The sequence below is a fragment of the Maribacter sp. BPC-D8 genome (assembly GCF_035207705.1).
GTDB lineage: Bacteria > Bacteroidota > Bacteroidia > Flavobacteriales > Flavobacteriaceae > Maribacter.
This window is the reverse complement of sequence record NZ_CP128187.1, coordinates 3,356,980-3,383,593: the sequence shown is the minus strand read 5'-3', so window position 1 is coordinate 3,383,593 and position 26,614 is coordinate 3,356,980. Positions and strand designations below refer to the sequence as shown.

Genomic DNA, 26,614 nt, shown 5'->3' with positions numbered 1-26,614 from the left:
CCTAATCACAGATTTATTATTAATTCTTCTTTGCTGAATTACCGTTTGAGAGTGAAGTTGAAAATGGTAAAATTTTGGTATATTTTATTAAATTGTATATTGACGGCTCTTAATTTGATTATAATTTATGCCGGTTATTAGTAGAATTTTAAATCTAACCCACAATAATAACCTTACAAAACACGAGCAATTGGTTCAGGGAGTTATTGAATCAATTGAAGGAGGAGAATTGACCGTCGGTGACCGCTTACCTTCTATAAATATTATGGTCGAAGAAATTGGTTATGCTCGAAAAACTATTTTTAAAGCCTATGAAGAACTTAAAAATAGGGGCTTAATTGAGTCTAGACAATTAAAAGGGTATTTTGTTATTAGCCAAGCAACTAACATTACTAAAAGAATGGCGTTGTTGTTGTTCGCTTTTCAAAGTTATCAAGAAGAATTTTACAAAACCTTTCGAAAAGAGATGGGTAAACGTTTTCAAATCGATGTTTTTTTTCATCATAATAATCCGACCGTTTTCGAGACTATTATGACCAATATTAACGGTAAATATGGAATGTATGTTGTCGCGCCTATTCAAAATCAAAAAACTGCTCAGTTACTGCAGAATATTGAGCCTAAAAAATTACTGCTAGTAGATCGTTATTTGAATTTAGGAAAGTCTTTTTCTTATATTTCTCAAGAATTCGAAGATGTTATTTATTCTTCTTTGGTGCAATTGCTTCCTGAAATCAAAAAATATAATAAGATTATACTTTATTTTAATGAAGAGAGTGATTATTCTCCCTTAACCATTAAAAAAGCTTTTGAGAAATTTTTAAAGGAGTTTTCAATCGATGGTGTAGTTAAAGAGAACTATACTATCGGTTCTGCTACTAAGGGCAACCTTTATTTTGCATTAGGTGATACTATTCTATGGCATATTTTACGTGATTCTGTGCGTAAAAAGTTAGTGATCGGAGAGGATATCGGTATACTTTCACAGAATGATAATGTTTCGAAAGAGATTGTTTTTGGTGGTATTACTACTATTTCTACAGATTTTAATGAAATGGCCAAGGCAGCAGCTAGACATATAAAAAATGAAAGTGTTACTCAGGTAATTATGCCATCAAGGTTAATTAAACGCGCTTCTTTATAACATTATTCTACTTCAATTTAACGCTGAGGTTAGAATCTTAATTTTCTTGATTATAATAGGGTTTAGAGATTTGTTCCTTCGAGAGTAAAAAGGGGGTAATTCAATCTTATTTGTTCTATTTTTGAAAAAAATTGCGAGGAATGCATACTATTACTGAATATAGAGAAGAGTTTATTGCGTATTTGGACTCAATGAAAATTACAAAGGAACCTAGAAACCTTTATGAGCCCATTACTTATATTCTTGGTTTAGGTGGAAAGCGCTTAAGACCGGTTCTAGTATTAATGACTGCTGAGATTTTTAAAGGTGACTTTAAAAAAGCTTTAGATGCTGCAGTAGCTATTGAGGTTTTTCATAATTTTTCTTTAGTACATGATGATATTATGGATGATGCTCCTGTTCGTAGAGGGCAAACTACCGTTCATGAAAAATGGGATATAAATACTGGTATTCTATCTGGTGATGCGATGTTAATTATGGCGTATCAGCTTTTTGAAAACTATGAGCCTAATGTATTTAGAGATCTTGCCAAATTGTTTAGTAAAACAGCATTAGAAGTTTGCGAGGGTCAACAATACGATGTCGATTTTGAAACAAGAGACGATGTAATGTTACCTGAATATTTAAAAATGATCGAGTACAAAACTGCTGTTCTTGTTGCTGCAGCTCTTAAAATGGGAGCTATTGTTGCCGGTGCTTCAGATACTGCGCAAGAACAAATGTATAATTTCGGATTAAATCTTGGTATTGCCTTTCAATTGCAAGATGATTATTTAGATGTATTCGGGGATCCAGAAACGTTCGGTAAACAAGTAGGTGGCGATATTATTGAGAATAAGAAAACGTATTTATATCTAAAAGCTTTGAATTCTGGTTCTGAAATAATGAAGCAAGAATTAGAGCATTTATACTCTATTCAGCCAAAAGAATCAGAATCTAAGATTAAGGCTGTACGCTCAATTTTTGAGAAAACAGAAGCCGATAGGGCGACTAAAGTTGCTATTTCAGACTATACCGCCAAGGCATTTGAAGTATTGGATGAAATGGAGATAGAGCAGGAAAACAAAGATTTGTTAAAACAATTCGGCGAAAACCTTATGAATAGAACGGTTTAAAATAACCTTCTAAACAACGCTTTTATAAATGGAGCTTTCGGACAAGAATTTATGTAAATGATATCTTCTTTTAAACTTGTTTTTTCATCAAGAAATTTAAATACCATTTGCGGTTTTAAAGATTTAAAAATAGATTCGAAAATGGCATGTCCGTTACCATTATTATGATGTAAAACATCTAAAAAGAGCATATCATAAAACCAGAACTTATTTTTTAAATTCAGTTTTTGAAGCGGCTTACCTTGTTTTATAAGTTCAATTAATTTCGGAATCTTATTTGCAGTACTCATTAAAGTGTAGCCTGTGCTTGGTTTTGCCCATCCGCCTGCGGTACCTATATATCTAATTCTTTTGGTGTGGTGTTCTCGAAAGTCATACGCTGTCATTGGTATGCTACCCGCTTCTTTTTCAATAATCTCATAAGTTTCGCATTTAAAACGATCTTTTATATATGCTGTTATAGCAGCTTCATATTCAGCTTTTCGTAATAATTGTTCTGAGAACAAGGTGTATTCAATTAACGCGGTGTCATTTGAATAGGGTAGTACATACATAAAACGGGTATTTCCTTTTTGAGGGATGGAAAAATCCATGTAAGTAACTTCATTGGCATTGAAAATAGGCTTTTCAGTTTTAATCACCCATCCCACAAAATGCTGCTGCAATACCGGATATTTTTTTTGCCCAGTTGCCATTTTATAGTCAAAAAGGCTATTGAATATGTACTTGCCAGAATACGTGTTATTCGTAGTTTTTACAGTAACCTCGGTGGCGGACTCATTTAAGTCTACCATACCTTCTTGAACAAAAGTGATGTTCGATGATTCTTTTATTCGACCTAGGTAATGATTGTAAAAATCAATACTGCGAATCATTTTATAAGAATACGGATTGATATCTGTTCTTTTTAGAATGTCTTCACCTTGAAAGTGAATAGAATGCCATCTTTTATGGATAATAGCTTCAAACTGACCATCGCCCTCTTCCCAAAAACACCATGTTCTATCATTACTATTTTTGGGATCTTTGTCAAGAATCAATATCTTTTTATGATCAAAAAACGAATCATTAAGCATGGCATCAGCTAGTAATAAACCAGATGCACCTGCTCCAATAATGATATAATCGTATTCGTTCATGATTTTTTGAAACTTTGCTCAGTGTACAAATGCTGAGAATCTCAAAAATACGAAATAGCAATTGTCTTTTGTGCTTAATTCAAGGTGTAACGTAACCCAAAAAATGATCTTATACCTTGGTTTGGTCCATATACATATGAAGGGTCAAAAGTCAACCCATTTGGGTTGTTTGGTGTGGCTACAGCATTGCCATTAGTATCAAAAGTAACTTCTTTATCAAATGGATCGTTTGCACGTGCTATTATAAACGGATTTCCTCTATTTGGGGTCCAATCTAATAAGTTTTTCACTCCGCCATAGAATTCAAAATTCTTTAAACCATCATAAGTGAATTGAATGTTTTGAATACTCCATGCCGGTGAAAAATCGCTTCTAGGGTCGTTTTCGCCTAAAGTAGGTAAACGCATTGGTCCGTATAAATTTCCTGTATAATCAATGTTTACATCCCAAGTGCGAATATCATAACTAACACTCCAGTTTGCAGAATAACTTTCTGTAAGAATTTGCCTTTCTTTTACTCCGTCTTCAGTATTGCTCACATTCTGTAAAGTACCACCTAGCATGAATTTTAAACCGTTGTAAAATGAAACATCTACATTAGCGCTCACTCCTTTTGAAATAGAGGTGCCGTTTAAATTATCATATATAATCTGATTTGGGTTTGTATCGTAATCAGGGATAATTACATTCTGAAAATTTGTATAAAATACAGAGGCATCTAAACTTACAAAAGTGCCATTGTCACCATAAATTTTCTTCAAATAATTTAGGTTTACATTAAATGAACGTTCTGGTTTTAATTCTTCGGCAATAATAACATCTCGCGAGCCAGTAAGAGCCGCATGTTCTTCTGTAAATAAGTTTACTACTCTAAACCCAGTACCAGCGTTTAAACGAATAATATCATTGTCAGTGAATTTAAAACGATATGCTCCTCTGGGCGTAAAAATGTTACCGTGGCGGTCGTCATAGTCGTATCGACCACCTAATAATAAAGAGTGCTTTTTATTTAAGGCTATTTCATCTTGTACAAAAATACTCGGTATTAAAACTTCGTCTGGCTGATTACCATCAGTACTCAACGTAGCTGGTGTATTGTCATCGTAGTAATTGTAACGTAAGGCAGTACCTGCTAAAAGACTGTGCTTACCAACAGTTTTGTCCCATGTTAATTGAGTAAACCCTATACGTTGATCAGCTAAATAGGGAACATCGCCGTAAACAGAATTTTGTTTATGATCATTATATGAAAATGAAAGCATTAATTGCTCTTCTACCGGTAATTGATATTTACCTAAAACTTCCCATCTACGGGTGTAAATACTTTCTCCATAAATTTCATCTCCACCTCTAAAGTCGGGAGTCCATTGCATTTCGCCACCCCATCTATCTTCGTAAAAAAAGCGCCCGGCTAAAGAAAGAATACGTGAGTTTTTTCTAGTAAAATTCCATTTTTGAAAGACTGAAATTCGGTCTTGTAAGGTTAGGTCGGTAAAATTATCTCCATTATTATCTATTGGGTTATCAAATTTAAAATAGTTTACTCCTAAGAGCACATTAGTCTTTTTGCCAATATTGAATTTAGTGCCAACATCAAGGTTGAATTCTCCCCAAGAGGTAACAAAACTATCCGCGAAAAAATCAGGTGCAGACAGGTTATTTTTTGTGATGATATTAATGAGTCCGCCAACGGCTTCACTTCCATAAAGTGTAGAGGCAGGACCTTTCACTACCTCAATTTGTTCAATAAGCGAATTTGGTATACCAGATAATCCATAAACAGTACCTAGGCCACTTACAATAGGCATACCGTCAATAAGCACCAATGTGTACGGACCTTCTAAACCATTAATATGAATATCACCTGTATTACAGACATTGCAATTTATTTGTGGGCGAACACCGTTTACATTTTGCAAAGCTTCAAAAATACTAGCCGTTGGGTTTTTCTTAAAGAATGTGGGTTTGTATACTTCTACAGGAACTGGACTCTCTAATCTACTTACAGGTTTTAATGTACCGGTAACGACCATTTCATCTAACGATTCGGTAGAGGGTGATAAGCTGATATTAACAATTTTGTCTTCGCCTTCGGCAATTGTAATTGTTTTGTAATATTTCTCAAAGCCAATGTTAGAAGCTATAAGTGTGTATTTTCCTGATGGAATGTTTTTTAAAGTGTACTGCCCATTTTCATCTGAAGCAGTACCTATTTCGGTTCCCTTCAAGTAAATATTTACATAGGCTTCTGAACCGTCTTTTGATGAAGCAGTGCCAGATATCGTAGAATTTTGCGCGCTTATGATACCGAAAGATAAAATAGAGCAAGCGAAAAATATTATTTTAATCATCTAAATTTAATTTTAGACAAATCTAAATAATTGTTTTTATGTATAAAAATGTATTTTTGTGTTTATATTGTTTTAACATGACATTATCTGAAGAAGATTACATAAAAGCTATTTATCATTTAAGCGAGTTCAATAGTACCTCTGTTGCTACCAATGCAATAGCCGAGCAGATGAAAACGAAGCCGTCGTCGGTTACCGACATGATTAAAAAGCTGGCTGAAAAGTCTTTGGTGAACTATAAAAAGTACCAAGGTGTATCGCTTTCAGAAGAAGGTAGGTTGGTAGCACTCTCTATCATTAGGAAACATCGTTTATGGGAAGTATTTTTAGTAGATAAATTAAATTTTTCTTGGGATGAGGTGCATGTAGTGGCTGAACAATTAGAACATATAAAGAGCGATGCTTTAATAGATAAATTAGATGCCCATTTAGGATTTCCAAAAGTGGATCCGCACGGAGACCCGATACCTAATAAAGACGGAGTATTTACTAAATCTGTAAAGAAATTAATTAGCGAATTACCTGTTGGTAGTCAAGGGGTTTGTGTTGGGGTCAATGATTCTTCGGCAGCTTTTTTGAAGTTTTTAGATAAGAATAAAATTGCCTTGGGCGATACTTTTAAAATATTGGAAATTGAAGAGTTTGATGGTTCCGTAACTATTTCTACGCGGTCAGGGTCTATCAGAATATCCAAACAAATTGCAACAAATTTATTTTTAGAGATAGTAGATGAAGAGTAGTTTTTAACTGATTAATTTTTAAAATTATGGATGAAATTATAGCGTATTTTGAATCGATAGACCCAGTGTTGGCTGCGTTTTATGCGACATTATTTACTTGGGGACTAACTGCAGCCGGTGCTGCTTTGGTTTTTCTCTTTAAAACAATGAACCGTGCTGTTTTAGATGGTATGTTAGGTTTTACTGGTGGAGTGATGGTTGCGGCTAGTTTTTGGAGCTTATTGGCACCTGGTATTGAAATGAGCCCAGGTGAAGGATTCGTAAAAGTGATACCTGCAGCGATTGGTTTCTTTCTAGGAGCCATGTTTATTTTCGGATTGGATAAAATTTTACCGCATTTACATATTAATTTTAAGGAAAGTGAAGCAGAAGGGGTAAAGACGCCTTGGCACAGAACCACTTTGTTAACCTTAGCGATTACATTGCATAATATACCAGAAGGTTTAGCCGTAGGTGTTCTTTTTGGTGGTGTAGCCGCTGGTTTTGACGGTGCATCTATTGGTGGTGCTGTTGCATTGGCACTAGGTATAGGTTTACAGAATTTTCCAGAAGGTTTCGCTGTAGCTATGCCGTTACGAAGACATGGTTTAAGTAGAACGAAGAGTTTTATGTTCGGTCAGGCATCTGCACTTGTAGAACCTGTTGCTGCTGTTTTAGGTGCATGGGCAGTCATGACTTTTCAACCTATTTTACCTTATGCGCTTTCATTTGCTGCTGGCGCAATGATATTTGTTGTGGTAGAGGAAGTAATACCAGAAACACAACAAGATAAATACACCGATATAGCTACAATGGGCTTCATTGGCGGTTTCATAATTATGATGACCTTAGACGTTGGTTTAGGTTAGAATTGAAGTGTTTTTGTGATGTAATAATTTAATCCCAATTTTAGCGTTTAAGGCAATAGTATTGTTAACTTGATACTTTAAATTTTTATGCATTCTTCTAAGAAAAATTGGATCTGGACAATTACGTTGATTTTAACGATTATTTTTTGTGCAGCTGTTTTAATGCTTCACGTAAAGAACTGGGTTACTAGTGATAATACTAGTCTTGGTCTACGCTCGGGCTTTTATAACGTTGAAATCCCTTTAAGTGAATTAGATAGTGTGGTATTCGTAGAAAGAATTCCGCCAATGCAGCGTTTACATGGTTTTTCTGCTTTAGAAAAGGAGAAGGGTGTCTTTAGGGAGTTTAAAGATTCTTTGACCGACAAGAAGGTGCATGTGTTTGTAGATAACATCAATCAGAATAAAGTAAAGTTGGTTTATAAAGATTCTAGCTATGTATACTTTAACCTAAAAGATTCCGTTGAAACTGTTCAATTGTTTCAAAAACTTAGCGCTAAAACAGGAGCTTTAAGTGTACCTAATTAGGTGAGAATAAACTAAAATTTAAAAACAACCTTAATGTATTCAATCCTTTTTGGTATAACTATTGAAACTATTTTTGATTTTAAATAGCACCCATGATTAAAAAGAATCTATTTGTATTATTTATCATATCATTAATGTCTACCGGACTTTTCGCACAACATAATGTTAGTTTAAATATTGACGGAGTAGCCTCTGAGAAAGGGAATATCTGTTTTGCGGTATATAATGATGAAGGTTCTTTTTTGAAGTTCGATAAAGTCTACAAATCTGGGTCGGAGAAAGCACTTAAGGGAAAAACATCTTTTGATATTACAGATTTACCAGAAGGTGATTATGCTATTGCTATTTTTCATGATGCCAATGGAAATAAAAACTTAGACACTAATATGCTAGGCATTCCAAAAGAGCAAATTGCTTTTTCAAAAGGGAAAATGAAAATGTTCGGTCCGCCAAAATATAAGGAATGCGTCTTTACCGTAAATTCTAATATGGAGATGAATATTAGTTTGCAATAGAGCTTTCAAATCTTATCAAATATTTCCTTCCCATTAAGTTACTTAATTTTTTATTGATTTGAGTCGAAATAAATCAGGAAATTTAAACTAGAATTTATATTTATCCTCCAATAGTCCAACTATTTGTTGATGAGCTGTAAGTATTGGATTCCCCAAGACCTAATCCATACCAAACAATATAAGTTGAGTCATTTTCTATCTGATAAAAAGCAGGACTGTCCATAGCTTCTTTCAAACCAATTTCTGATATGTTTTTTGGCAATCTTCCATTTTCCTTTTTAAATCTTTCGACCTTTTGAATTAATATATAGGCATGTTCTTCCTTCTCGTCTTTAAAAGTACAGCTGTACATAAACAGAAATAAAACTATTGCTAATATTTTAAAACGTGTTTTCATTTTTAATTGGAGAATATTAGTTTGAATTAATAACTCGTTATTTTAATTACGCCATTAGAAGCCTGGGTGCCATAACCTGCAGCATCTGCGCCAGATAGAATTACTATCTTCTTTACGTTGTAACTATCTATCAGTTCGTTTACAGAATGAAACGAATTTCCGATTACTTGATTATTTAAAACGTATAATGGTTCTTGATTTCCGCCAGAATCGAACGAGTTAGAAGTTTTATTTAAAATGGGAACATTGTTTTGTAGCACTATTCCTGGTTTTTGTCTTATACGTTGTAATAGCGAAATATTGGCTCTATTCTTTTCTCTTAATTCAGTATCTAATGATGATTTGTCTTTGGTTGTACTCTTTGTAGGTCCGCAACTACAACATAGTAGTACGGCTATTAAGCAAAGAGATAGATAGGTTTTCATTTTTGTTGGATAATGGTTTCTGTAATTTATGAATTAAAAGGAGATGACAGTATCTTTGAAATAAAAAAATATGGTTTTAGTAGCGCAATTGGTAGGAGCTTTGTTGGGTTTGTTAGCTATAGTATTTGGTGCTTTTGGTGCACACTTACTTAAGAAAACATTTACAGCTGATCAATTGAATAGTTTTGAAACGGGAGTAAAATATCAAATGTATCACGCGCTATTAATATTAATGCTGAGCTTTAACCTTAATCTAGAAACGGGTCTTGAAAAAGCTATTATCTATTGTCTTATTATTGGAACCATCCTATTTTCTTTCAGTATCTACGGATTATGCATTTCTGCATCCAAAGGAAATAAAATAAAAATATTGGGTCCTATAACCCCTCTTGGCGGACTCTTTTTAGTAGTAGGCTGGGGGTTATTATTCTATAGTTTTATTAAAAACTTGATTTAACTTACTCTGCAGAGGCAGCTGTAAATTCTTTAATTGCTGTATTCGGTTCCATAATAGCATACCCTTCCCAGAAAGTTGGGTCGTATTTAGGCATATAAGTAGGCGATATGGTGTTGTTTTCGGTAAAACCGTCAAAGGTAGCCTGATTAATATTTTCGGACTCAAATACAATCATTTCGTTCTTTTCTGTACTAATAATAACAAAATCCATATCTCCAGCTAATTCGTTTTGCTTATTTCGACCTTTAACGATTTTGTTCTTTTCAATAATTTTTAGTGGTCTTCTAACGCCGACCCGCATACCATTTTCAGATTCATAGTAACGTACACCATAAAAGCCATCTTTACCCTTGTTGTAAATTATTTTCCCCTTGGATAGGTAGTTGTTAGTTGAAATACCCAGTAGACTAAATTTACTAGTAGGTTTAACATTAGAGTAGTCCACTTGTATTACTGCAAAGTCATCTGCATTTACATATAAAGTCCCTTCGTAGTCTGCTGATCCGTCTGGTTTAAAAGAAATTACATAGACCGGGTTATCGCCTAAAAAGGTAAATTCTTGAAGTGTATAATCGTATTTTCTTTGCTTCTCAATAAAATTAAGTTTTGTACCTTCTTGTGTTGGTAAACCACTAAATATTTTTGCTAATTGACCTCTTTTCCAATTACCATAATTTTTTTGCTGCTCTTCTTTACTTTTCTTTTTCTCTTCAAGCTTTTTATTAACAGCTGCTACATCGGTAGAATCCACATCTTCTTCAAAGAGTGTGCTTACTTCATCAGAATCTATCTTGAAGGATAATAAGCCAGATTTAATTTTAAAATAAGAGCCAGGTTTTACGTTTTCTATTAAAATGTCGTTTAATCTTTCTTCGATTTTTTCATAATCAAATTCTGTGCTTTCGTCATATAATTTTGAGGCTTTCAGTAAATTAAATTTTTGTAGTTCTTCGTCATGATTGCCATATAGGTCTCCTACGATTTCAGAATAATAACTATCATTTTTTGGAACCGTAGTAATGATGCTATCTATAAATTGTTGATTCAATACATCGATAGAAGATTTTTTGACCTTAAAATCACTTTTCGTCCAACGATCAAAATTTGATGTTCGGTGAAAAAGTCTTTTTTTCGAGAGATCATTAGAATAGTTCTTTTCTAGATTATCCTCAACGAAATCCATAATCTCATCTGCAGTATAATTCTTGTTAGAGACGATAACTTCTCTTAACTCTATAGCTTTAGGTACAAGTGCAATTTTGGTTGTAGTAAATTCAGAAATGGGTTTAGACAAGGTCTCGTACCCCATTATAGATATAATAAGAGAGTCAGATTCTTTTATGACATCACCGAATACCAAATTGAAACTACCTTCTTCATTCGAAATAGCCCACTTATCTTTTAATTGCACTGAAGCAAAAGGTATAGGTTGTTGGCTAACACTGTCTATGACAGTTGCACTTAAGCTCTGTGCATTGGCGTTAAATAGGTTGAAAATTAGAAATGTGAAAAAAGCTAGAAGAGGTAATTTAGTGTTCATAGATTCGATTATTCTTACGCAATCTAGACGAACCAATGTAAGTAACGTTACAATTTTAGAAACTGTTGTGAACGTTTTAAATAAATTTTAACAAAAATCTAAAGCTTAATGACAGCCGCAACCATCTTGCCCGCAAGCCTTTGAACTCTCTTTTTTGCTAGACCAAATAGATTTTGGAATAAAAAATTTAGTAACTATATAACCAACAGAAATAGCTAAAGTGATGTAAACTAAGATGTGTTGTATCATGTGTTTTTTATTTTAATAATTGATATGCTATTAAAGCTACAATATAAGCAAATAGGCTCATAATTACTAGCTGACCTGCAGGCCATTTCCAAGAATTTGTTTCTCTTTTTACCACGGCAAGTGTACTCATGCATTGCATAGCAAATGCATAAAATAGAAGTAATGAAACACCAGAAGCCAAATTAAATAGTGGTTTTTGAGTTCTAGGGTTTACTTCTGCAGCCATTCTGTTTTTTATGGTTTCTTCTTCATCATTACCCACGCTGTAAATAGTTGCCAATGTACCGACAAAAACTTCTCTAGCTGCAAATGAGGTGATGACGGCAATACCAATTTTCCAATCATAACCTAGTGGTCTAACAATTGGTTCTATTGCTTTGCCCATATGACCCATATAAGAATGCTCTAATTTATACCCTGCTATTTCTTGTGCTAATGCGCGTTCTTCAAGTTCTTTTTGTTGGTCTGAAGCATTAGGGGCATTTATATCTAAACCATCTTGATGGGTCTCAAAATAAATTTCACTACTAGTACTGAAACCTTCTTGTTCTACGCGGTTGTTTACAATGGTCTCTGCGTTTTTAAATTCGTCAGAAGATCCGTTAGAACCTAAAAACCATAGGATTATTGAAATTGCCAAGATGATCTTACCTGCTCCGAAAACAAAACTTTTTGTCTTTTCAAGAACGGTGTAGCCAACGTTTTTAAGTAATGGTAATTTGTAATTCGGCATTTCTACCACGAAGAAAGATTTGCTCTTAATCTTAAGTATTTTATTTAAGATTACTGCCGATAAAATAGCAGCTCCAAAGCCCATTAAGTACAATGACATTAAGGTTAGTGCTTTATAGCTCAAACCCAAAAAGCTACCCTCGGGTATGACTAAGGCGATGATAATTAGGTATACTGGTAATCTTGCAGAACAGGTAGTAAACGGAGTAACAAGAATAGTAATTAATCTTTCCTTCCAATTTTCAATGGTTCTGGTAGCCATTACAGCTGGTATGGCACAAGCGGTACCCGAAATTAACGGAACAACACTTTTACCGCTTAAACCAAACGGACGCATTATCCTATCCATCAAAAATACAACCCTACTCATGTAGCCTGTTTCTTCTAACAAGGCTATAAATAGAAATAAGAAAGCGATCTGCGGAATAAAAATTACAATACCACCAATACCGGCTAAAATACCTTCGGCAATCAGATTTGTAAATACTCCTGGTGGCAATGTGTCTTTTACCCATTCTGTAGCTGATGCAAAGAATCCGTCAATTAAATCCATCGGGTATTCACTCCACCCATAAATCGCTTGAAATATGGTCAACAGTATTAGAAAGAATATAAGGTAGCCAAATACTTTATGCGTTAAAACCTTGTCTAGCGTCGCTCTAAAACCTTTGGCAGCATTAACGTCGACCTTATAAGTCTCTTTTAAAATGCCATTAATAAACTGGTATCTTAAAATCGTTTCTTTTTGTTGAAGACGTTTTAATTCAGATTTAGATTTAGTGGCAAACGAAGAGGCGTCTTTAAATAACGTCTTTTCAAGAGGCATGAAATTGACATCTTGTGTTATTACCAGCCACAATTTGTACACATCTTCTTTTGGGAATGCGGTAGCAAGTTTTTCAAAATACTCTGGTGCAATTACAGAAATATCTACATTTTGAGTTTTTGGTAAATTCTTGTGATCGGCAATTAACTCTCTAAGCTTGTCGATACCAGTTTCTTTACGGGTACTAACTAATGCAATTTTTGAGTTTAATTTCTTTTCTAATAATTCTATATCAATAGTAATACCCTTGCGCGACATACGATCTGCCATGTTAATGACTAGTATGGTGGGTATTTTTAAATCTTTTATTTGCGTAAAAAGTAGTAGGTTTCTTTTTAGGTTCTCTACATCAGAAACTACAATAGCGACATCTGGGTGATCCTTGTCATTTTTATTAAGAAGCAACTCGACGGCAACACTTTCATCTAACGAAGTCGTGTTTAAACTATATGTACCTGGTAAATCTAAAATATGGGCTTTTACACCTCTGGGCAGTTTACAGATTCCTTCTTTTTTCTCAACCGTAATACCTGGGTAGTTACCTACTTTCTGGTTTAACCCGGTAAGTTGATTAAAAACCGAAGTTTTACCGGTGTTCGGGTTCCCGATAAGGGCTACATTAATTTGTTTGCTCATATAACCGTATTATCTTCAATAATATCAAGTGCTATATGTAAAGCCATTTCTCTTCTAATGGCAATATGTGATCCGTTAACATTGATATAGATAGGGTCGTTTAGTGGAGCTACTTGCACCAATTCTACAACGTTGCCAGGTAAACAACCTAGTTCTAGCAGTTTAATAGGTAGTAGGTTTTCAGTGAATTCTTTTATAATCCCCTTTTGACCTCTTTTTAAATGTGCGACTGTAGTTTCCAATCTTTATTTAGATTCATTATAAGTAAGGCAAAAGTAATGGAAATAATATTATTCCCTATACTTTTTAGCATAATTAACGGCTAATGTTTAGGCTAATCAATGGTTTTGCAAACCGATGTCGTTACAGATTAAAATCTGTGAAATATTATCTTAACTATACCGTTGATAATGTGTATTTTATTTACATATTAATATTATACGATTGATTTAATGAGATATTCGGAATTGCCTTGTGGTTATACATGTCTGTGCTTTTAAAAAAAAGCGCAATCCAAATACCTTAAAAGACCAAAAAAGAGTAATCAACTTAATTAAATACATAAATAACCAATTATGAAAAAACCATTATTAGTGCTATTCCTTTTTGGAACGGTGTCCATTTTTGGGCAATCAACCAAAAGCAAGAATATTAAAGTGGCAATTCCTAGTTATGCAAAAAAACCTGTTCCCCAGAATGTAAATACGTATATGGGTGGGTTTGCAAACTCAAAGAATGCTGCTTTACCTTTTACTGAAGAAGCTTTTAAAAATGCTTTGAAATTTCAAGATTTCACAAAATTGACAGATGAGAACGGAACGCCAGATTTTCTATTTGCCTTGAACGGATTGTCGATAAAAGATTTAAACTTAACAATATCTCGAAGCAAGGCGAATGAAACTTATAGTGTGTCTATTGTACCTAAAGCGGATGCTGCAATAGGGATATTGACCATGTTAAATGGTGAAAGTGTGCATTACAATCGTATTGCGGTTCTTCCAAAGGCAGATTCGCAAGGAAAAGTTATTCCTGTAGTTCTTGATTTTACGTTCGATGAAGAAGAGAAATATTTGACTTTTGCAAATGATGAACAGGCAAAGGGTACACCCTATTTGGTTGAAGAATATTTAAGAGTAAACCTTGGTGATAATTTTTTGACCGAAAAATTGGCGCCTGTACTTTATGAGGATTATGATATTAGATCGAATACAGATTTTGAAAAATTCTATTTTATAAAAGATAAGAAGACCGAAGGTCTAGAAGATGAAACAAAAGCCAAGGTTGCAGACTTTGAAGAAATGTCTACTGCTTTTACCAATTTAGAACAATTAAGAGCAGGTAAAGAACAATTACAATCTTATAGAACGTATTGGGAAGAAAAATTAGCTGTTTACGATTTGTCAAGTAAAGCAGGTAAAAAAGCTGGATGGGGTTTAATTATGAACCTATACAATGTTGCTTTGATGCAAGAAGATTTTGAAGCTGCATCTAAGTATATAGATATGGCTTTGGAGACCGAAGAAAAGAAATGGATAACAAAAGGGAAACGAAATGATTTTAATAAACATTACGAAAGGTATGTTTTAAATTATGATAAAGATTCTGGAGAGCGTATCTATTCTGAAGGGTATACTGTTGATCCAATATTAGCAAAAATCGCCAAAAAAGAAGCTATTCAAGGCAATAATGTAGATAAGGCAGTAGGGTATGTAATAAAAGATGATGGTGAAAAGATGGAAGGTAAAATTTCTATGCGTTTTTCACCTCAAGAACAAGAAGGCGGTAATATTATGGACATAAGTGGCGATACTACTGCAAAAAGGGTAACAGTTACTTATGTAAATGCAAAAGGTAAAACCAAAAACGCTTCATTGAAGTGTAAAGAGGTATCTGAAATCGTTATTGAAGACAGAGTTTTTGAGCCTGTAAACCCTAAAAAAGGTGTTCTTAAAACCTCTGACGCTGGCTTGTCTGGTTTTAATTTGAACACTACCGTTTTTATGGAACGTGTTCACAGTGGTACAGGTATAACGCTATTTAAAGACCTTACTGGTGTTGATACGTATTACTTTGCTATAGATGGCGTTAAAAAGGCTGAAACAGCTAGTGCAGAATTTTTTGCTAGTTGTCCGGCACTTGCAAGCCGTATTGAAGGTGGTGAGTTTTCAGTATCTGAAGAAGATCAGATAAAAATTGCAAAGGCTTATTCAAACGAGTGTAAATAAGTTCGAATAGTTATACTTATAAAGTCCCCTGTACTATGTGTATGGGGGATTTTTACTTTTTATGAGATTCTTGAAGTATTTTAATATCCTCCATTAATTTCTCAATATCCTCTTTTTTGGTACCATCGTAAAAACCCCGAATTCTCTTTTTTTCATCTACTAAAATAAAGTTTTCGGTATGGATCATATCAAATGGTCCGCCATCACCATCGGTCTTTACGGCTAAATACGATTTACGGGCAAGGTCATAGATTTGTTTCTTATCACCAGTAACTAAATTCCAGTTGCTATCGTCAACCCCTTTCTCAAGGGCATATTTTTTTAATTGAGCAACAGAATCAATTTCTGGCGTTACCGAATGCGATAATAACATTACATCAGAATCATTACCAAGCGATTGTTGTAGATCTACCATGTTTTTGGTCATTATTGGGCAAATAGTAGGGCAGGTAGTAAAGAAGAAATCGGCAACATAAATTTTACCTTCGTAGTTATCTTGGGTAATAGTTTCTCCATTTTGGTTCGTTAAAGAGAAATCTGCGATCGTATGGTATTTTCTAACATGCTGTATTTCTTCAGAAACCAATTCTGCATTTACCATAGCAGGCGAATATACCGGTAGCAGCTTTACAGGTTGCAGGGCGTTGTAAAAAAGATACATGATAACTGCAGAAATAGGTATCAGTACTAGGCCAAATAATTTGAATTTAGCGAAAAAAGACCGCATAAGAATTTTTTACAAAGGTACGCTAGGGCTATTTACTTTTCAAGTGAATTGACCCTGTCAGCTGATAAATTATTCATAAAATACCACTACCTCAGAGTGTTTCTTTTTTTTAGCGGTTGTAAAAATGTACTTTTGTGCGATTTTAATTTTCAGGAAAAAAGAATGAGCCCTATTATAATAAAGACAATACAATTTTTTTTAAGCCTTTCTATACTTATAGTACTACACGAGTTAGGGCATTTTATACCAGCAAAATATTTTAAAACAAGAGTAGAGAAATTCTACTTGTTCTTTGATGTGAAGTTTTCGCTTTTCAAAAAGAAAATAGGGGAAACCGAATACGGAATCGGTTGGTTGCCATTGGGCGGATATGTAAAAATATCTGGAATGATTGATGAAAGCATGGATAAAGAAGCCATGGCAGAAGAGCCTAAGGAGTGGGAGTTTAGAAGTAAGCCGGCTTGGCAACGTTTAATTATAATGTTGGGCGGCGTAACGGTAAATTTCATTTTGGCCGTTGTTATTTTCATTGGTCTGGCATATGCTTATGGAGAAAAATATATTGCGAATGACAGTTTAAAAGACGGAGTTTGGATTACTGATACTACTTTGGGTGATGCATTGGGAGTCAAAACAGGTGATAAAATTATTGCTGTAGATGACAAGAAAATTGTTTCGATAAATAGTATTGTTCCTGAAATCGTGTATGGTGAAAACATAACTATTGAACGCGACGGTAATACTATAGAAAAAGAAATTCCGGTTGATTTTATTGAAACAATTTCTGAGAATAAGGAAAGCGTAAGGTTTATTAGTCCAAGAAATCCTTTTATTATAAATACTATTCCTGAAGATTCTCCAAATGTAAATTCAGGATTTCTAAAAGGCGATGCTTTAGTAGCTGTTGAAGGAGCTCCTGTAGAATATTTAGATCAAGTAAGACCTTTGTTAGAAAGTAATAAGGGTAATACCATTAATGTTATCGTGAAACGTGATGGAGTTGATGTACCATTAAAGGCTAAAATATCCGAAGAAGGTAAGATGGGAGTTTCACTTGGTTTGGATAATGAAGAGGATTATGCTGAAAAAGGCTATTTCAAAGTAGAAACATTAAAATACACTTTCATAGAATCTATCCCAGCGGGCTGGAACAAAGGTGTTAAGACTCTTACAGATTATATTAAAGGGATGAAGAAGATCTTCAACCCTGATACAGGTGCTTATAAAGAGGTTGGTGGTTTTGCAGCTATTGGTGGTATGTTCCCAGATACTTGGAACTGGCCTCAATTTTGGGGTACAACTGCGTTTATATCGATTATTCTAGCATTTATGAATATACTACCAATACCTGCATTAGATGGCGGACACGTAATGTTTTTGCTTTATGAAATTATTACAGGTAGAAAGCCAAGCGATAAATTTTTAGAGTACGCTCAAGTAACAGGATTCTTTATTTTAATAGCGCTTTTGCTGTTCGCAAATGGTAATGATGTCTATAAATTGATATTTAAATAAAAAAAACTTAATTCTTTTTTTGGGGAGTTTCAAAAAACTACTATATTTGCAGCCGCTTTAGGAAACTAAAACGGGTTATTTTCCTCCTTAGCTCAGTTGGTTAGAGCATCTGACTGTTAATCAGAGGGTCCTTGGTTCGAGTCCAAGAGGGGGAGCAAAAAGCGAAATCCAATCTATTTATTTAGGTTGGATTTTTTGTTTTTAGTCAATCTTGGCGTGGCTTCGCACTGTTTTATTTTGATTCTTCTTTTTCCAATAAAAAAGTCAACTTATTAGGTTTTTTTATGTGCTATACGTATACGATACTCTCTATTGAAAGAAATCAAATACCGAAAACAGGTTAAAGAGGTAATGGATCTAGTGGTAATTGAACAAGGTGTTTATACATAAGTTAATTAAAATGAAGTTTGAAAAATTGAAATAAACAGGTTTAATATACAAAGTGATGAATATCGAGTACCGCAAGCTCTACATTTGTTCCACGACTCAGAATATTGAAGAAAGAAGGGCTGACCATATTTCTAAATTAAATATAGGTACTGGGAGTTTTTTTCATCAAGCAATCGGGACATATGGTCCCGAAGTTTTCCAATGGGAGATTATTGATACTGCTACTGATTTAAATGAGTTAGCGTTAAAAGAATCTATGCATATAACACCATTGATATTGGCTATAATAAAGACGTTGGAGGGGGTTTTAGAAAGAAAGTATATCAGTATACAGATTGGGGTTGTAATATTGGTGAATGGCCTTCTCTATCTTGGGCTGCTTTAACAGTTCTAGGTAATTCAACCTCAATTTCAAATGCGTGTCTTGGTTATAATAAAACCTATAAAGGATATTATTGGAGTTATGAAGAGGTTAATAATTTAGATGCTAAAACAGATGATAGAATTAAAACAGTTTGTCAATATAATCTAGAAAATATTTTGATTTATACTTATCTATCAATAGTTGAAGCATCAAAGATTACAGGAATATCCAAAACTTGTATTTCTCGATGTTGTAGAGGTGAACGAAAACAAAGTGGCGGGTATTTATGGAAATATAAAAAGTGAATAAAAAATATAAAGAGGGTGTTTTTAAAATCACACTTTTATTTTGTTAGCTTTATCTTTAGGTAATTTTTATTTGTAAACCTTTATGACTAAAATTGACAATAAGATAAATCATATATTAAGGAAGTTAAATGAACTTGACTATGTTGATATTGTTCCTTTTCTCTTGAAAAAAGGTTTTGATAGACATCAGGCTAAACAATTAATAAAGTATTTTGAGGATAATAATCTTGCTTTACTTAATTACAGTAACGAATTAAAATTTACTTCAATTCCAGAAACGTCAATCCCAGTAGATTTACGTAACTTAAGTATTCATGCAAAAATAACTGTAGAAGGAAAATCATACTTGAAGACCCATCCAACTTTTGTTGAAAAATTAAGGTATGATTGGAAAACCCGATTATTTGTTGCGATACCCATGATAATAATAGCGCTTTCAATTAATTTATTCTTTTCAGGTTTTAATTTTCAAGCTACAAATTCAATTGATTTTACAGTTTTTGTTCATGGTCAAAAAGGATTAGACGACTTAATTTTAAAAAATGAAGGTAAAGTTGTTTTACTGCTTAAATCAGATAAAAGAGAGGCTACCATAAATGAAAAAGGAGAAGCTACCTTTAAGGAAATACCATCAGTTTTTAAGGATAAAAAAGTGAATATTATTATAAATCATAAACAACCATATAGACCGACCAAACTAGACAGTTTATATACAATTAATGATAAATCTTCTATTTATTTAGAGGTTAAATTATATGAAACTGATTCGATTTACGGAAGCATTTTTGATTCTAAAAACAATAAGGGTCTAGATAGTGTTAGGGTAAGTATCAGAAATGTTTCAACTTATTCTGATAAATTTGGATATTATGAGTTAAAAATCCCAAATAAATATCGGAAAAAATTTCAAGATGTTCGCTTTGAGAAAAATGGATATAAAGCAATTGTAAAAGGAAATGTTCCTGTACATACAAAACAAGGTTTGGACATTTTATTAATTAAAGAATGAGATTAACATTACTATTAATTCTATTCACCTTTGTTATAACAAGGATGAACTCACAAGAGGATACATCTATTTTTGGAAGGGTAGTAGTAATGAATAGCAAATATGAAAGCGGAAATTACGAATTTATAGAAAGTTCTCTAATAGAAATTGATTGTCCTAGCGGTAATTGCAAATCTCAACTTACCGATTCAGATGGTAAATTTCATCTTATTGTTTCTGACAAACCGTTGTTTTCAAAAGTTAAATTAAAAGTTACGAAACCGGGATATTCTATAGTTGATGAAAGCCAATTAAATCTCATTTTAGGACAAAAAGATGAAGTTTTAATAACTCTTTCTACAGAAGCTCAATTAGAAAGAAACCGATTGAAATATGAAAATAATCTTCAAAACTATATTTCAAAAGAATACCATAAAAAATCTATAAAAATTAAAGATAGTGTTATTACAGCATTAAGTGATTTGTTTATAGATGAATCATTAGAAAACAGAGAATTAGAAACTCAGTTGTCCAATAAAAATAATCTTATATCTTTAATTGCTAATAAATGGGCAAGAACCATATTGGATGATAAGTCATCTTCTTATCGAGAAGGTTTTGAATTTATAAAAAATGGTGACTTTGCTTTAGCGCTTGAGGAATTTGAAAAACTTGATGTAGAATCAAGATTAAGAAAAAACCAAGTAACAATTCAAATCACTAAGAATAATATATCCAATCAAAACAAAATTAAAAATGAGGCTTCTAAACAGTTTGAAGAGGACTTATTAATATTACTTGAGAAAGCAAGATTAAAATTATTGAAAAATGATATTAACGGCTCTATAGCAGATTATGAATCTGGGATAAAATTCAGCCCAGATAACTTAACTTTTAAACTTGAACTTGCTTCTGTTTATCAAATTTTAAATAATAAAAAATTAATTGGTCTTTATACTGATGTGTATCAAAATGAGAGTGACTTGTTTTTTAAAAGCTGTGCTCTAAATAATCTTGGGGCTTATTACGCTACAATTTGGGAAATCAAGAAAGCGGAAAGTTTCTTGTTGGAAGCAAAGAATATTCGGGCAGACCTTTATTATAAAAATGAAGCAAAAGGCAATTATATACATACTCTTATAAATCTGTCAGTATTATATTATTATAACAAAGATTACAATCCTGAGGTGGCGGGTCAATATATAAAACAAGCATTAGATATATCTGAAGACCTATTTAATTCAAACAATGAAAATTATTATGACACATATATAGGTGCTATTCTAAGCTACATTAAAATTTCAAGAGTAAATTTAAGTATAACGGAAATTAATGATTACTATGAGAAAATTGAATTTTTATATGAAACTCATGGTAAAAAAAATAATATTAATGAAAGGATAGATTTTCTTAATAGCTATGGTATTTTTTTGAGAGATCAAGTTAAAGATATTAATAAAGCAAGAAATATTTTTGGTACTGCTATTAATCTCTATATAGATACAAAAGAATTAGATATCTTCTTTCAAAACAGTAAAAATTTTAAAGGCCATATTAATAGTAAATTGATATTTCTTTATAAAAATGCTATTAGAACTTTAAATCCAGAAAGGGATGAGGAATATATTCTGGAGCTTTATGGCGCCATATATATGATATTAGATTATTATAAGGAGAATTCCCCAGTAGCATATTTCAAATTGCTGATTCCAGTTGTATTAGACAATACATTATTTCAGTTTAGGTCGGGCACTTACGATAGAATAGGAATTGAAAAAAACTATTCGGAACTTGAAAAAATGATAGCCAATGAGTTATCTGTTTATGAACAGTTGGAATATATGGCTTTATTAAATAGACAACGTTCTGTTTTTTATTTAAAAATTAAGGAATATGATGAAGCTTTAAAATACAGTAATGAATCTATTGAATATTATCTTGAACTTTTTGACAAGAGACCTAAAGAATGGATTTTAGATATATTAATTGGCGAATGTAATTCTGTTAGTATTTATATATTGAAAAACGAAAGAGAATGCGATGGATACTGGATTGATAAATTAAAAAAATCAAAAAGAAGTTATATCAAGTATTTTGAAAATACGAAAATTGAACAAGTAAGAATTGATTATGTAAGTTCTTTAATTGAAATACTTAAGAAATAATTTAATATTACTTTTATATAAAATAAATTAAAATTAGGCATACAATTCGGATACCCATTTTGTGGGTGAGTTGATAAATATTTGGAAAATAAGTAGTTATTCACCTTGGTTCGAGTCCAAGAGGGGGAGCAAAAAGCGAAATCCAATCTATTTATTTAGGTTGGATTTTTTGTTTTCAGTCAATGCTGGTGCGGCTTCGCACTGTTTAGTCTGAAATACTACTTTCCAATACAAGGATCTCTTTCAAAGTAATTATTAGAAATTCGGTGTACTATTCGGTATTCCACTAAAACTTGCGGGTATCTTATTATTTAAATCAGAATTTAAAATAATTGTTTCTCTTGATTATTAAAATAAGGTAATTATCTAGGTTAGGGAATTTTTAAATAGAAGAAATAGCACATAATAAAGAAGGCTACTTAATTATAAGTAGCCTTCTTTATTATTTTATAGATAGTGTTTTGATTGAACTACATGGTAAACCAATCTGTTACTTCTTCAATAATCTTCTGGTCACCGCTATTTTTAAAATCAAATTCATTGCTTTTTGGATTGTAGACGTAATCTTCGCCCCATTTTTTAAAGTTTTGGGCAACTTGATTTATTGCGTCACAGATATAGACTAATTCTTTGTTAGAAGTGATCGGGTGTAGCGATAAGCGAACCCAACCTGGTTTGTCTGTCAAATTGCTATTCTCAATATCTTTGGTCATAGTAGTAGACGAGTTAGTATCCATGCCAAATAAATAATGGCAATAGGTACTTGCACACGACCAGCCTCCTCTAACTTGAACTCCGAATCTGTCATTTAGTAAGCGGACTACTAAGTTGTAATGCGCCCCTTTTATTCCGAAAGAAATAACCCCTATACGTTTTGCATCATTTTCTCCTAAGATAAACAAGCCTTCAATTTTGTTAAAAGCTGTAAAACATTGCGCTAATAATTCTTCTTCGCGTTTTTCAATGTTGGTAGTTCCCATTTTTTCTTTAAGACGTATAACAAGCGCTGTACGCATTACTTGAAGAAAACCTGGAGTTCCGCCATCTTCTTTAGTTTCAATGTCTGTATGGTAGCTGTATGCACCCCATGGGTTGGTCCATTTTACATTTCCACCGCCAGGTACATCTGGGCAATCGGTATTATAAAGATTTTTATTAAAAACTAATACCCCACAAGTACCAGGCCCTCCTAAAAATTTATGTGGCGAAAACAAAACAGCATCTAAATATGCCTCTGGATCTCTAGGGTGCATATCTATTTCTACGTATGGCGCAGAAGCGGCAAAGTCCATAATACAAATACCTTTATTTTGGTGCATTACTTTTGCTAGTTCATGGTATCTAGAAATTATTCCGGTAACATTAGAACAGGCTGTAAAAGCTCCTATTTTTTGAGGTCTATCTGCGTATTTTTCAACCTCAATCCTCAATTTTTCAGGACAAATAAGGTTGTTTTCATCCGAAGGTACAATCACTACATCTGCAATGGTTTCCATCCAAGGGACTTGGTTGGAGTGGTGTTCCATGTGAGAAATAAAAACAACAGGGCGTTCGTTTTCTGGTAACTTTATGTTGTTTTTGATAGCGTCTGGCCACCTGAGTCCCATAATACGCTGAAGTCTAGAGAGTACCCCAGTCATACCTGTACCAGCCGTTACTAATACATCGTTTTCATTTGCATGTACATGCTTTTTAATTATTTCTCTGGCATGTCTGTAGGCATAGGTAGAGGCTTTTCCGGTTTCGCTTGAAAATGAATGCGTATTGGCAATCATCGGGCCTATTTTGTTTCTCATGGTATCTTCAATGGGTCCATATAGTCTACCACTAGCGATCCAGTCTGCATAAAGTAGATTTTGAGTGCCGTAAACCGTCTCAAATACTGCATTTTCACCTACTACGTGAGATTTAAATTTGGCGAAATGATGTTCAAGAGAAGATTGCTTTGCATCTTTTACAGAGTTGGCTGAAGTCATAATAAAAGTATTTAAATGAAAACTGGGGTGAAAGATACTAAGGGTAGTACAATTACATTAGTTAAGTCAGTATTTTTTTGTCTTTCTTAATAGTATAAATGTGCTAGGAGCGAACTTGATAATTTTATAAGTCATAAAAGAGTTGGTCATTTTTACAAGGTGAAAATCATCGCCAAACTTTTTCAATATCTTTGGTACACACTATAAGTCGTTTTATAATATAAAATATGCCAAACTATTTAATTACCGTAAACGAAGAAGAGCTAGACTACAATAGTAGCGATGTTGATTCTTTAGATAGCATAAATGTTAATGCACAAACCCTTCATGTTTTAGATAATAATACTGCTTTTGAGGTGGAGATAGTGCATTCAGATTTTATGAACAAGACGATGTCATTGTCTATCAATGGAAATATTTACGAAGTTAAACTTGAAGATGAGTACGATCAGCAGGTCAAAAAAATGGGATTACTAGCAGTAACGACTCAGAAATTGAATGAGGTAAAAGCTCCAATGCCCGGGTTAATTGTTGATGTAATGGTTAAGGTAGGTCAAGAGATTGTAGAGGGTACTCCCTTATTAGTTTTGTCTGCCATGAAAATGGAAAATATTATTCTTGCCCAAGGTGAGGGAATTATTAAATCTATTGAGATTAAGAAAGACGACGCTGTAGAGAAAGGACAGGTGATTATTGAAATGGAATAGAAAATATATTAAGGCATCCTTATGGGTTTTTAGAATATGAATATCTTAAATATTCGAGAAAAGTTCCCATTAGTTAAATCTCGATTATCGAGTAAATTAAGTTTTAAATGAAAAAAATATTAATAGGCAATAGAGGTGAAATAGCTTTGCGAATAATGAAGACTGCCCAGAAAATGGGTATTAAAACAGTTGCCGTTTATTCAGAAGTTGATCGTCATTCGCCACACGTAAAATTTGCCGATGAAGCGGTTTTACTAGGTCCTGCACCATCATCAGAATCTTATCTGGTAATGGAGAAAATTATTAATGCAGCTAAAGTAACCGGAGCAGAAGGTATTCACCCGGGTTACGGATTCTTAAGTGAAAATGCAGTGTTCGCGCAAATGGTTGAGGATAATGGCATCGTATTTATAGGACCCAAACCTCATGCTATTAAGGTGATGGGGAATAAGCTAGCCGCCAAAGAAGCAGTTCGCGATTATGATATTCCTATGGTGCCAGGTATTGAAGAAGCTATAACCGATGTTGCATTAGCTGAAAAAGTAGCTATGCAAATAGGTTTCCCAATTTTAATAAAAGCTTCTGCAGGTGGTGGCGGTAAAGGCATGCGTGTGGTTGAAAACTTGAAAGATCTACCAGAACAAATGGACAGAGCTATCAGTGAAGCACTAGCTGCATTTGGTGATGGTTCTGTTTTTATAGAAAAGTACGTAGGCTCTCCCAGACATATAGAAATTCAAGTACTTGCCGATACACATGGTAATATTGTTCATTTATTTGAACGTGAATGTAGTGTGCAAAGAAGGCATCAAAAAGTAGTTGAAGAAGCTCCTTCAGCAGTGCTTACCCCAGAAATTAGAAAAGTTATGGGTGAAGCTGCTATTAAGGTAGCAAGAGCTTGCGATTATGTTGGCGCAGGTACGGTGGAATTTTTACTGGACGAAAAAAAGAATTTCTACTTCTTAGAAATGAATACTAGGCTGCAAGTTGAGCATCCGGTGTCTGAGTTAATATCTGGTATTGATTTAGTAGAACAACAAATAAAAGTAGCTCGTGGCGAAAAGTTGGCTTTTACCCAAGCGGATTTAAAAATAACAGGTCATGCGCTTGAAGTTCGTGTATATGCAGAAGACCCGTTAGCTAACTTTATGCCGAGTATCGGTAGGTTAACTACTTATAAAACTCCCATTGGAGAAGGTATTCGTGTTGATGATGGTTTCGAAGAAGGTATGGAAGTTCCTATTTATTATGACCCCATGATTTCTAAGTTGATTACCTATGGGAAAAATAGGGAGGAAGCCATACAATTAATGATAAAGGCAATTGATGGTTATAAAGTAGAAGGTGTTGCCACAACTTTGTCTTTTGGCAAATTTGTATGTGAACATGAAGCTTTTACATCAGGAAATTTCGATACACATTTTGTCAAAAACTACTATTCTCCAGAGCATTTAGAAAAGCAATATGCTGAAGAAAGAAGAATAGCAGCATTAGTAGCCTTAAAGCTGTATTTAGAAAATGATAAAATAGTAAAAATTCCGACTAAGGTTTCTTCGAATTGGAAGAAGAGTAGAGCTTAAAATTGCAAATTGATTTGAAAAATTAGA

General features: G+C 33.4%; 25 protein-coding genes and 1 tRNA gene. 16 read left to right on the top strand and 10 right to left on the bottom strand.

The window, feature by feature from the left end; genetic code table 11:
- Positions 1-127: 127 nt before the first annotated feature.
- The gene (locus QSV08_RS14835) at positions 128-1,144 is read left to right on the top strand and encodes a GntR family transcriptional regulator (protein ID WP_324024404.1); all 1,017 of its coding nucleotides are present in this window, start codon (positions 128-130) and stop codon (positions 1,142-1,144) included.
- Positions 1,145-1,284: 140 nt separating this feature from the next.
- Positions 1,285-2,259, top strand: a complete 975-nt coding sequence (locus tag QSV08_RS14830) for a polyprenyl synthetase family protein (RefSeq protein ID WP_324024402.1) — start codon at positions 1,285-1,287, stop codon at positions 2,257-2,259.
- Here the strand turns inward: QSV08_RS14830 and QSV08_RS14825 are convergent.
- Positions 2,256-3,398, bottom strand: coding sequence for a lycopene cyclase family protein (locus tag QSV08_RS14825; RefSeq protein ID WP_324024401.1), 1,143 nt, complete (start codon positions 3,396-3,398; stop codon positions 2,256-2,258). The genes QSV08_RS14830 and QSV08_RS14825 overlap by 4 nt on opposite strands.
- 74 nt (positions 3,399-3,472) lie before the next feature.
- Positions 3,473-5,749, bottom strand: coding sequence for a TonB-dependent receptor (locus tag QSV08_RS14820; protein WP_324024399.1), 2,277 nt, complete (start codon positions 5,747-5,749; stop codon positions 3,473-3,475).
- 77 nt (positions 5,750-5,826) lie between these two features.
- On the opposite strand from QSV08_RS14820, the gene QSV08_RS14815 reads away from it, so the two are divergent.
- The 4 genes from QSV08_RS14815 to QSV08_RS14800 all read left to right on the top strand — a co-directional run bounded on the left by QSV08_RS14815 (position 5,827) and on the right by QSV08_RS14800 (position 8,380).
- On the top strand, positions 5,827-6,489 hold the full coding sequence (locus QSV08_RS14815) for a metal-dependent transcriptional regulator (protein ID WP_324024397.1): 663 nt from the start codon (positions 5,827-5,829) through the stop codon (positions 6,487-6,489).
- A 26-nt stretch (positions 6,490-6,515) separates the two neighbouring features.
- Positions 6,516-7,337, top strand: coding sequence for a ZIP family metal transporter (locus QSV08_RS14810; protein ID WP_299319107.1), 822 nt, complete (start codon positions 6,516-6,518; stop codon positions 7,335-7,337).
- 87 nt (positions 7,338-7,424) lie between these two features.
- Positions 7,425-7,865 (top strand): hypothetical protein, encoded by a 441-nt coding sequence (locus tag QSV08_RS14805; protein WP_324024395.1) that lies wholly within the window; start codon positions 7,425-7,427, stop codon positions 7,863-7,865.
- A 92-nt stretch (positions 7,866-7,957) separates the two neighbouring features.
- Positions 7,958-8,380, top strand: coding sequence for a DUF2141 domain-containing protein (locus QSV08_RS14800; RefSeq protein ID WP_324024393.1), 423 nt, complete (start codon positions 7,958-7,960; stop codon positions 8,378-8,380).
- A 100-nt stretch (positions 8,381-8,480) separates the two neighbouring features.
- Here the strand turns inward: QSV08_RS14800 and QSV08_RS14795 are convergent, their stop codons facing one another.
- Both QSV08_RS14795 and QSV08_RS14790 read right to left on the bottom strand, forming a co-directional pair.
- Positions 8,481-8,777 carry a hypothetical protein gene (locus tag QSV08_RS14795; protein ID WP_324024391.1) on the bottom strand — a complete coding sequence of 99 codons (297 nt, stop codon included), beginning with the start codon at positions 8,775-8,777 and terminating at the stop codon, positions 8,481-8,483.
- Positions 8,778-8,803: 26 nt separating this feature from the next.
- Positions 8,804-9,202, bottom strand: a complete 399-nt coding sequence (locus QSV08_RS14790) for a TonB-dependent receptor (protein ID WP_324024389.1) — start codon at positions 9,200-9,202, stop codon at positions 8,804-8,806.
- Positions 9,203-9,272: 70 nt separating this feature from the next.
- Between QSV08_RS14790 and QSV08_RS14785 the strand changes: the two genes are divergently transcribed.
- Entirely contained in the window at positions 9,273-9,659 is a 387-nt protein-coding gene (locus QSV08_RS14785; RefSeq protein ID WP_324024387.1) for a DUF423 domain-containing protein, read from the top strand.
- 1 nt (position 9,660) lies between these two features.
- Here the strand turns inward: QSV08_RS14785 and QSV08_RS14780 are convergent, their stop codons facing one another.
- The 4 genes from QSV08_RS14780 to QSV08_RS14765 form a co-directional block, all read right to left on the bottom strand.
- Complete coding sequence (locus tag QSV08_RS14780) at positions 9,661-11,199, bottom strand: carboxypeptidase-like regulatory domain-containing protein (protein ID WP_324024385.1); 1,539 nt, start codon at positions 11,197-11,199, stop codon at positions 9,661-9,663.
- Between the two features lie 105 nt (positions 11,200-11,304).
- On the bottom strand, positions 11,305-11,448 hold the full coding sequence (locus QSV08_RS14775) for a hypothetical protein (protein WP_299319128.1): 144 nt from the start codon (positions 11,446-11,448) through the stop codon (positions 11,305-11,307).
- A gap of 7 nt (positions 11,449-11,455) precedes the next feature.
- Complete coding sequence (gene feoB, locus QSV08_RS14770; RefSeq protein ID WP_324024383.1) at positions 11,456-13,642, bottom strand: ferrous iron transport protein B; 2,187 nt, start codon at positions 13,640-13,642, stop codon at positions 11,456-11,458.
- Positions 13,639-13,884: a FeoA family protein gene (locus QSV08_RS14765; RefSeq protein WP_073241858.1), complete on the bottom strand. Its 246-nt coding sequence runs from the start codon at positions 13,882-13,884 to the stop codon at positions 13,639-13,641. Before QSV08_RS14765 ends, feoB begins: the two co-directional genes overlap by 4 nt.
- 333 nt (positions 13,885-14,217) lie before the next feature.
- Here QSV08_RS14765 and QSV08_RS14760 point away from each other — a divergent pair, with 333 nt between their 5' ends.
- Complete coding sequence (locus QSV08_RS14760; protein ID WP_324024381.1) at positions 14,218-15,867, top strand: hypothetical protein; 1,650 nt, start codon at positions 14,218-14,220, stop codon at positions 15,865-15,867.
- A gap of 52 nt (positions 15,868-15,919) precedes the next feature.
- Here QSV08_RS14760 and QSV08_RS14755 read toward each other — a convergent pair whose 3' ends face one another.
- A complete protein-coding gene (locus QSV08_RS14755; RefSeq protein WP_324024379.1) occupies positions 15,920-16,594 on the bottom strand; it encodes an SCO family protein in 675 nt (224 codons plus the stop codon).
- 162 nt (positions 16,595-16,756) lie between these two features.
- Between QSV08_RS14755 and rseP the strand changes: the two genes are divergently transcribed.
- From rseP to QSV08_RS14730, 6 genes are all read left to right on the top strand, one after another.
- A complete protein-coding gene (gene rseP, locus QSV08_RS14750) occupies positions 16,757-18,109 on the top strand; it encodes an RIP metalloprotease RseP (protein ID WP_324024377.1) in 1,353 nt (450 codons plus the stop codon).
- An 81-nt stretch (positions 18,110-18,190) separates the two neighbouring features.
- Positions 18,191-18,264 (top strand) — tRNA-Asn (locus QSV08_RS14745).
- 287 nt (positions 18,265-18,551) lie between these two features.
- Positions 18,552-18,884, top strand: coding sequence for a hypothetical protein (locus QSV08_RS14740; RefSeq protein WP_324024375.1), 333 nt, complete (start codon positions 18,552-18,554; stop codon positions 18,882-18,884).
- Positions 18,885-19,039: 155 nt separating this feature from the next.
- A complete protein-coding gene (locus QSV08_RS20840; RefSeq protein WP_416382011.1) occupies positions 19,040-19,168 on the top strand; it encodes a hypothetical protein in 129 nt (42 codons plus the stop codon).
- A gap of 85 nt (positions 19,169-19,253) precedes the next feature.
- On the top strand, positions 19,254-20,180 hold the full coding sequence (locus QSV08_RS14735) for a hypothetical protein (RefSeq protein ID WP_324024373.1): 927 nt from the start codon (positions 19,254-19,256) through the stop codon (positions 20,178-20,180).
- Positions 20,181-20,224: 44 nt separating this feature from the next.
- Positions 20,225-22,324 carry a tetratricopeptide repeat protein gene (locus QSV08_RS14730; protein WP_324024371.1) on the top strand — a complete coding sequence of 700 codons (2,100 nt, stop codon included), beginning with the start codon at positions 20,225-20,227 and terminating at the stop codon, positions 22,322-22,324.
- Positions 22,325-22,794: 470 nt separating this feature from the next.
- Here the strand turns inward: QSV08_RS14730 and QSV08_RS14725 are convergent, their stop codons facing one another.
- Positions 22,795-24,300, bottom strand: a complete 1,506-nt coding sequence (locus QSV08_RS14725) for an aminotransferase class V-fold PLP-dependent enzyme (protein ID WP_324024369.1) — start codon at positions 24,298-24,300, stop codon at positions 22,795-22,797.
- A 227-nt stretch (positions 24,301-24,527) separates the two neighbouring features.
- Between QSV08_RS14725 and QSV08_RS14720 the strand changes: the two genes are divergently transcribed.
- Complete coding sequence (locus QSV08_RS14720) at positions 24,528-25,007, top strand: biotin/lipoyl-containing protein (protein WP_324024368.1); 480 nt, start codon at positions 24,528-24,530, stop codon at positions 25,005-25,007.
- Positions 25,008-25,114: 107 nt separating this feature from the next.
- On the top strand, positions 25,115-26,587 hold the full coding sequence (locus QSV08_RS14715) for an acetyl-CoA carboxylase biotin carboxylase subunit (protein ID WP_324024366.1): 1,473 nt from the start codon (positions 25,115-25,117) through the stop codon (positions 26,585-26,587).
- Positions 26,588-26,614: the final 27 nt, after the last annotated feature.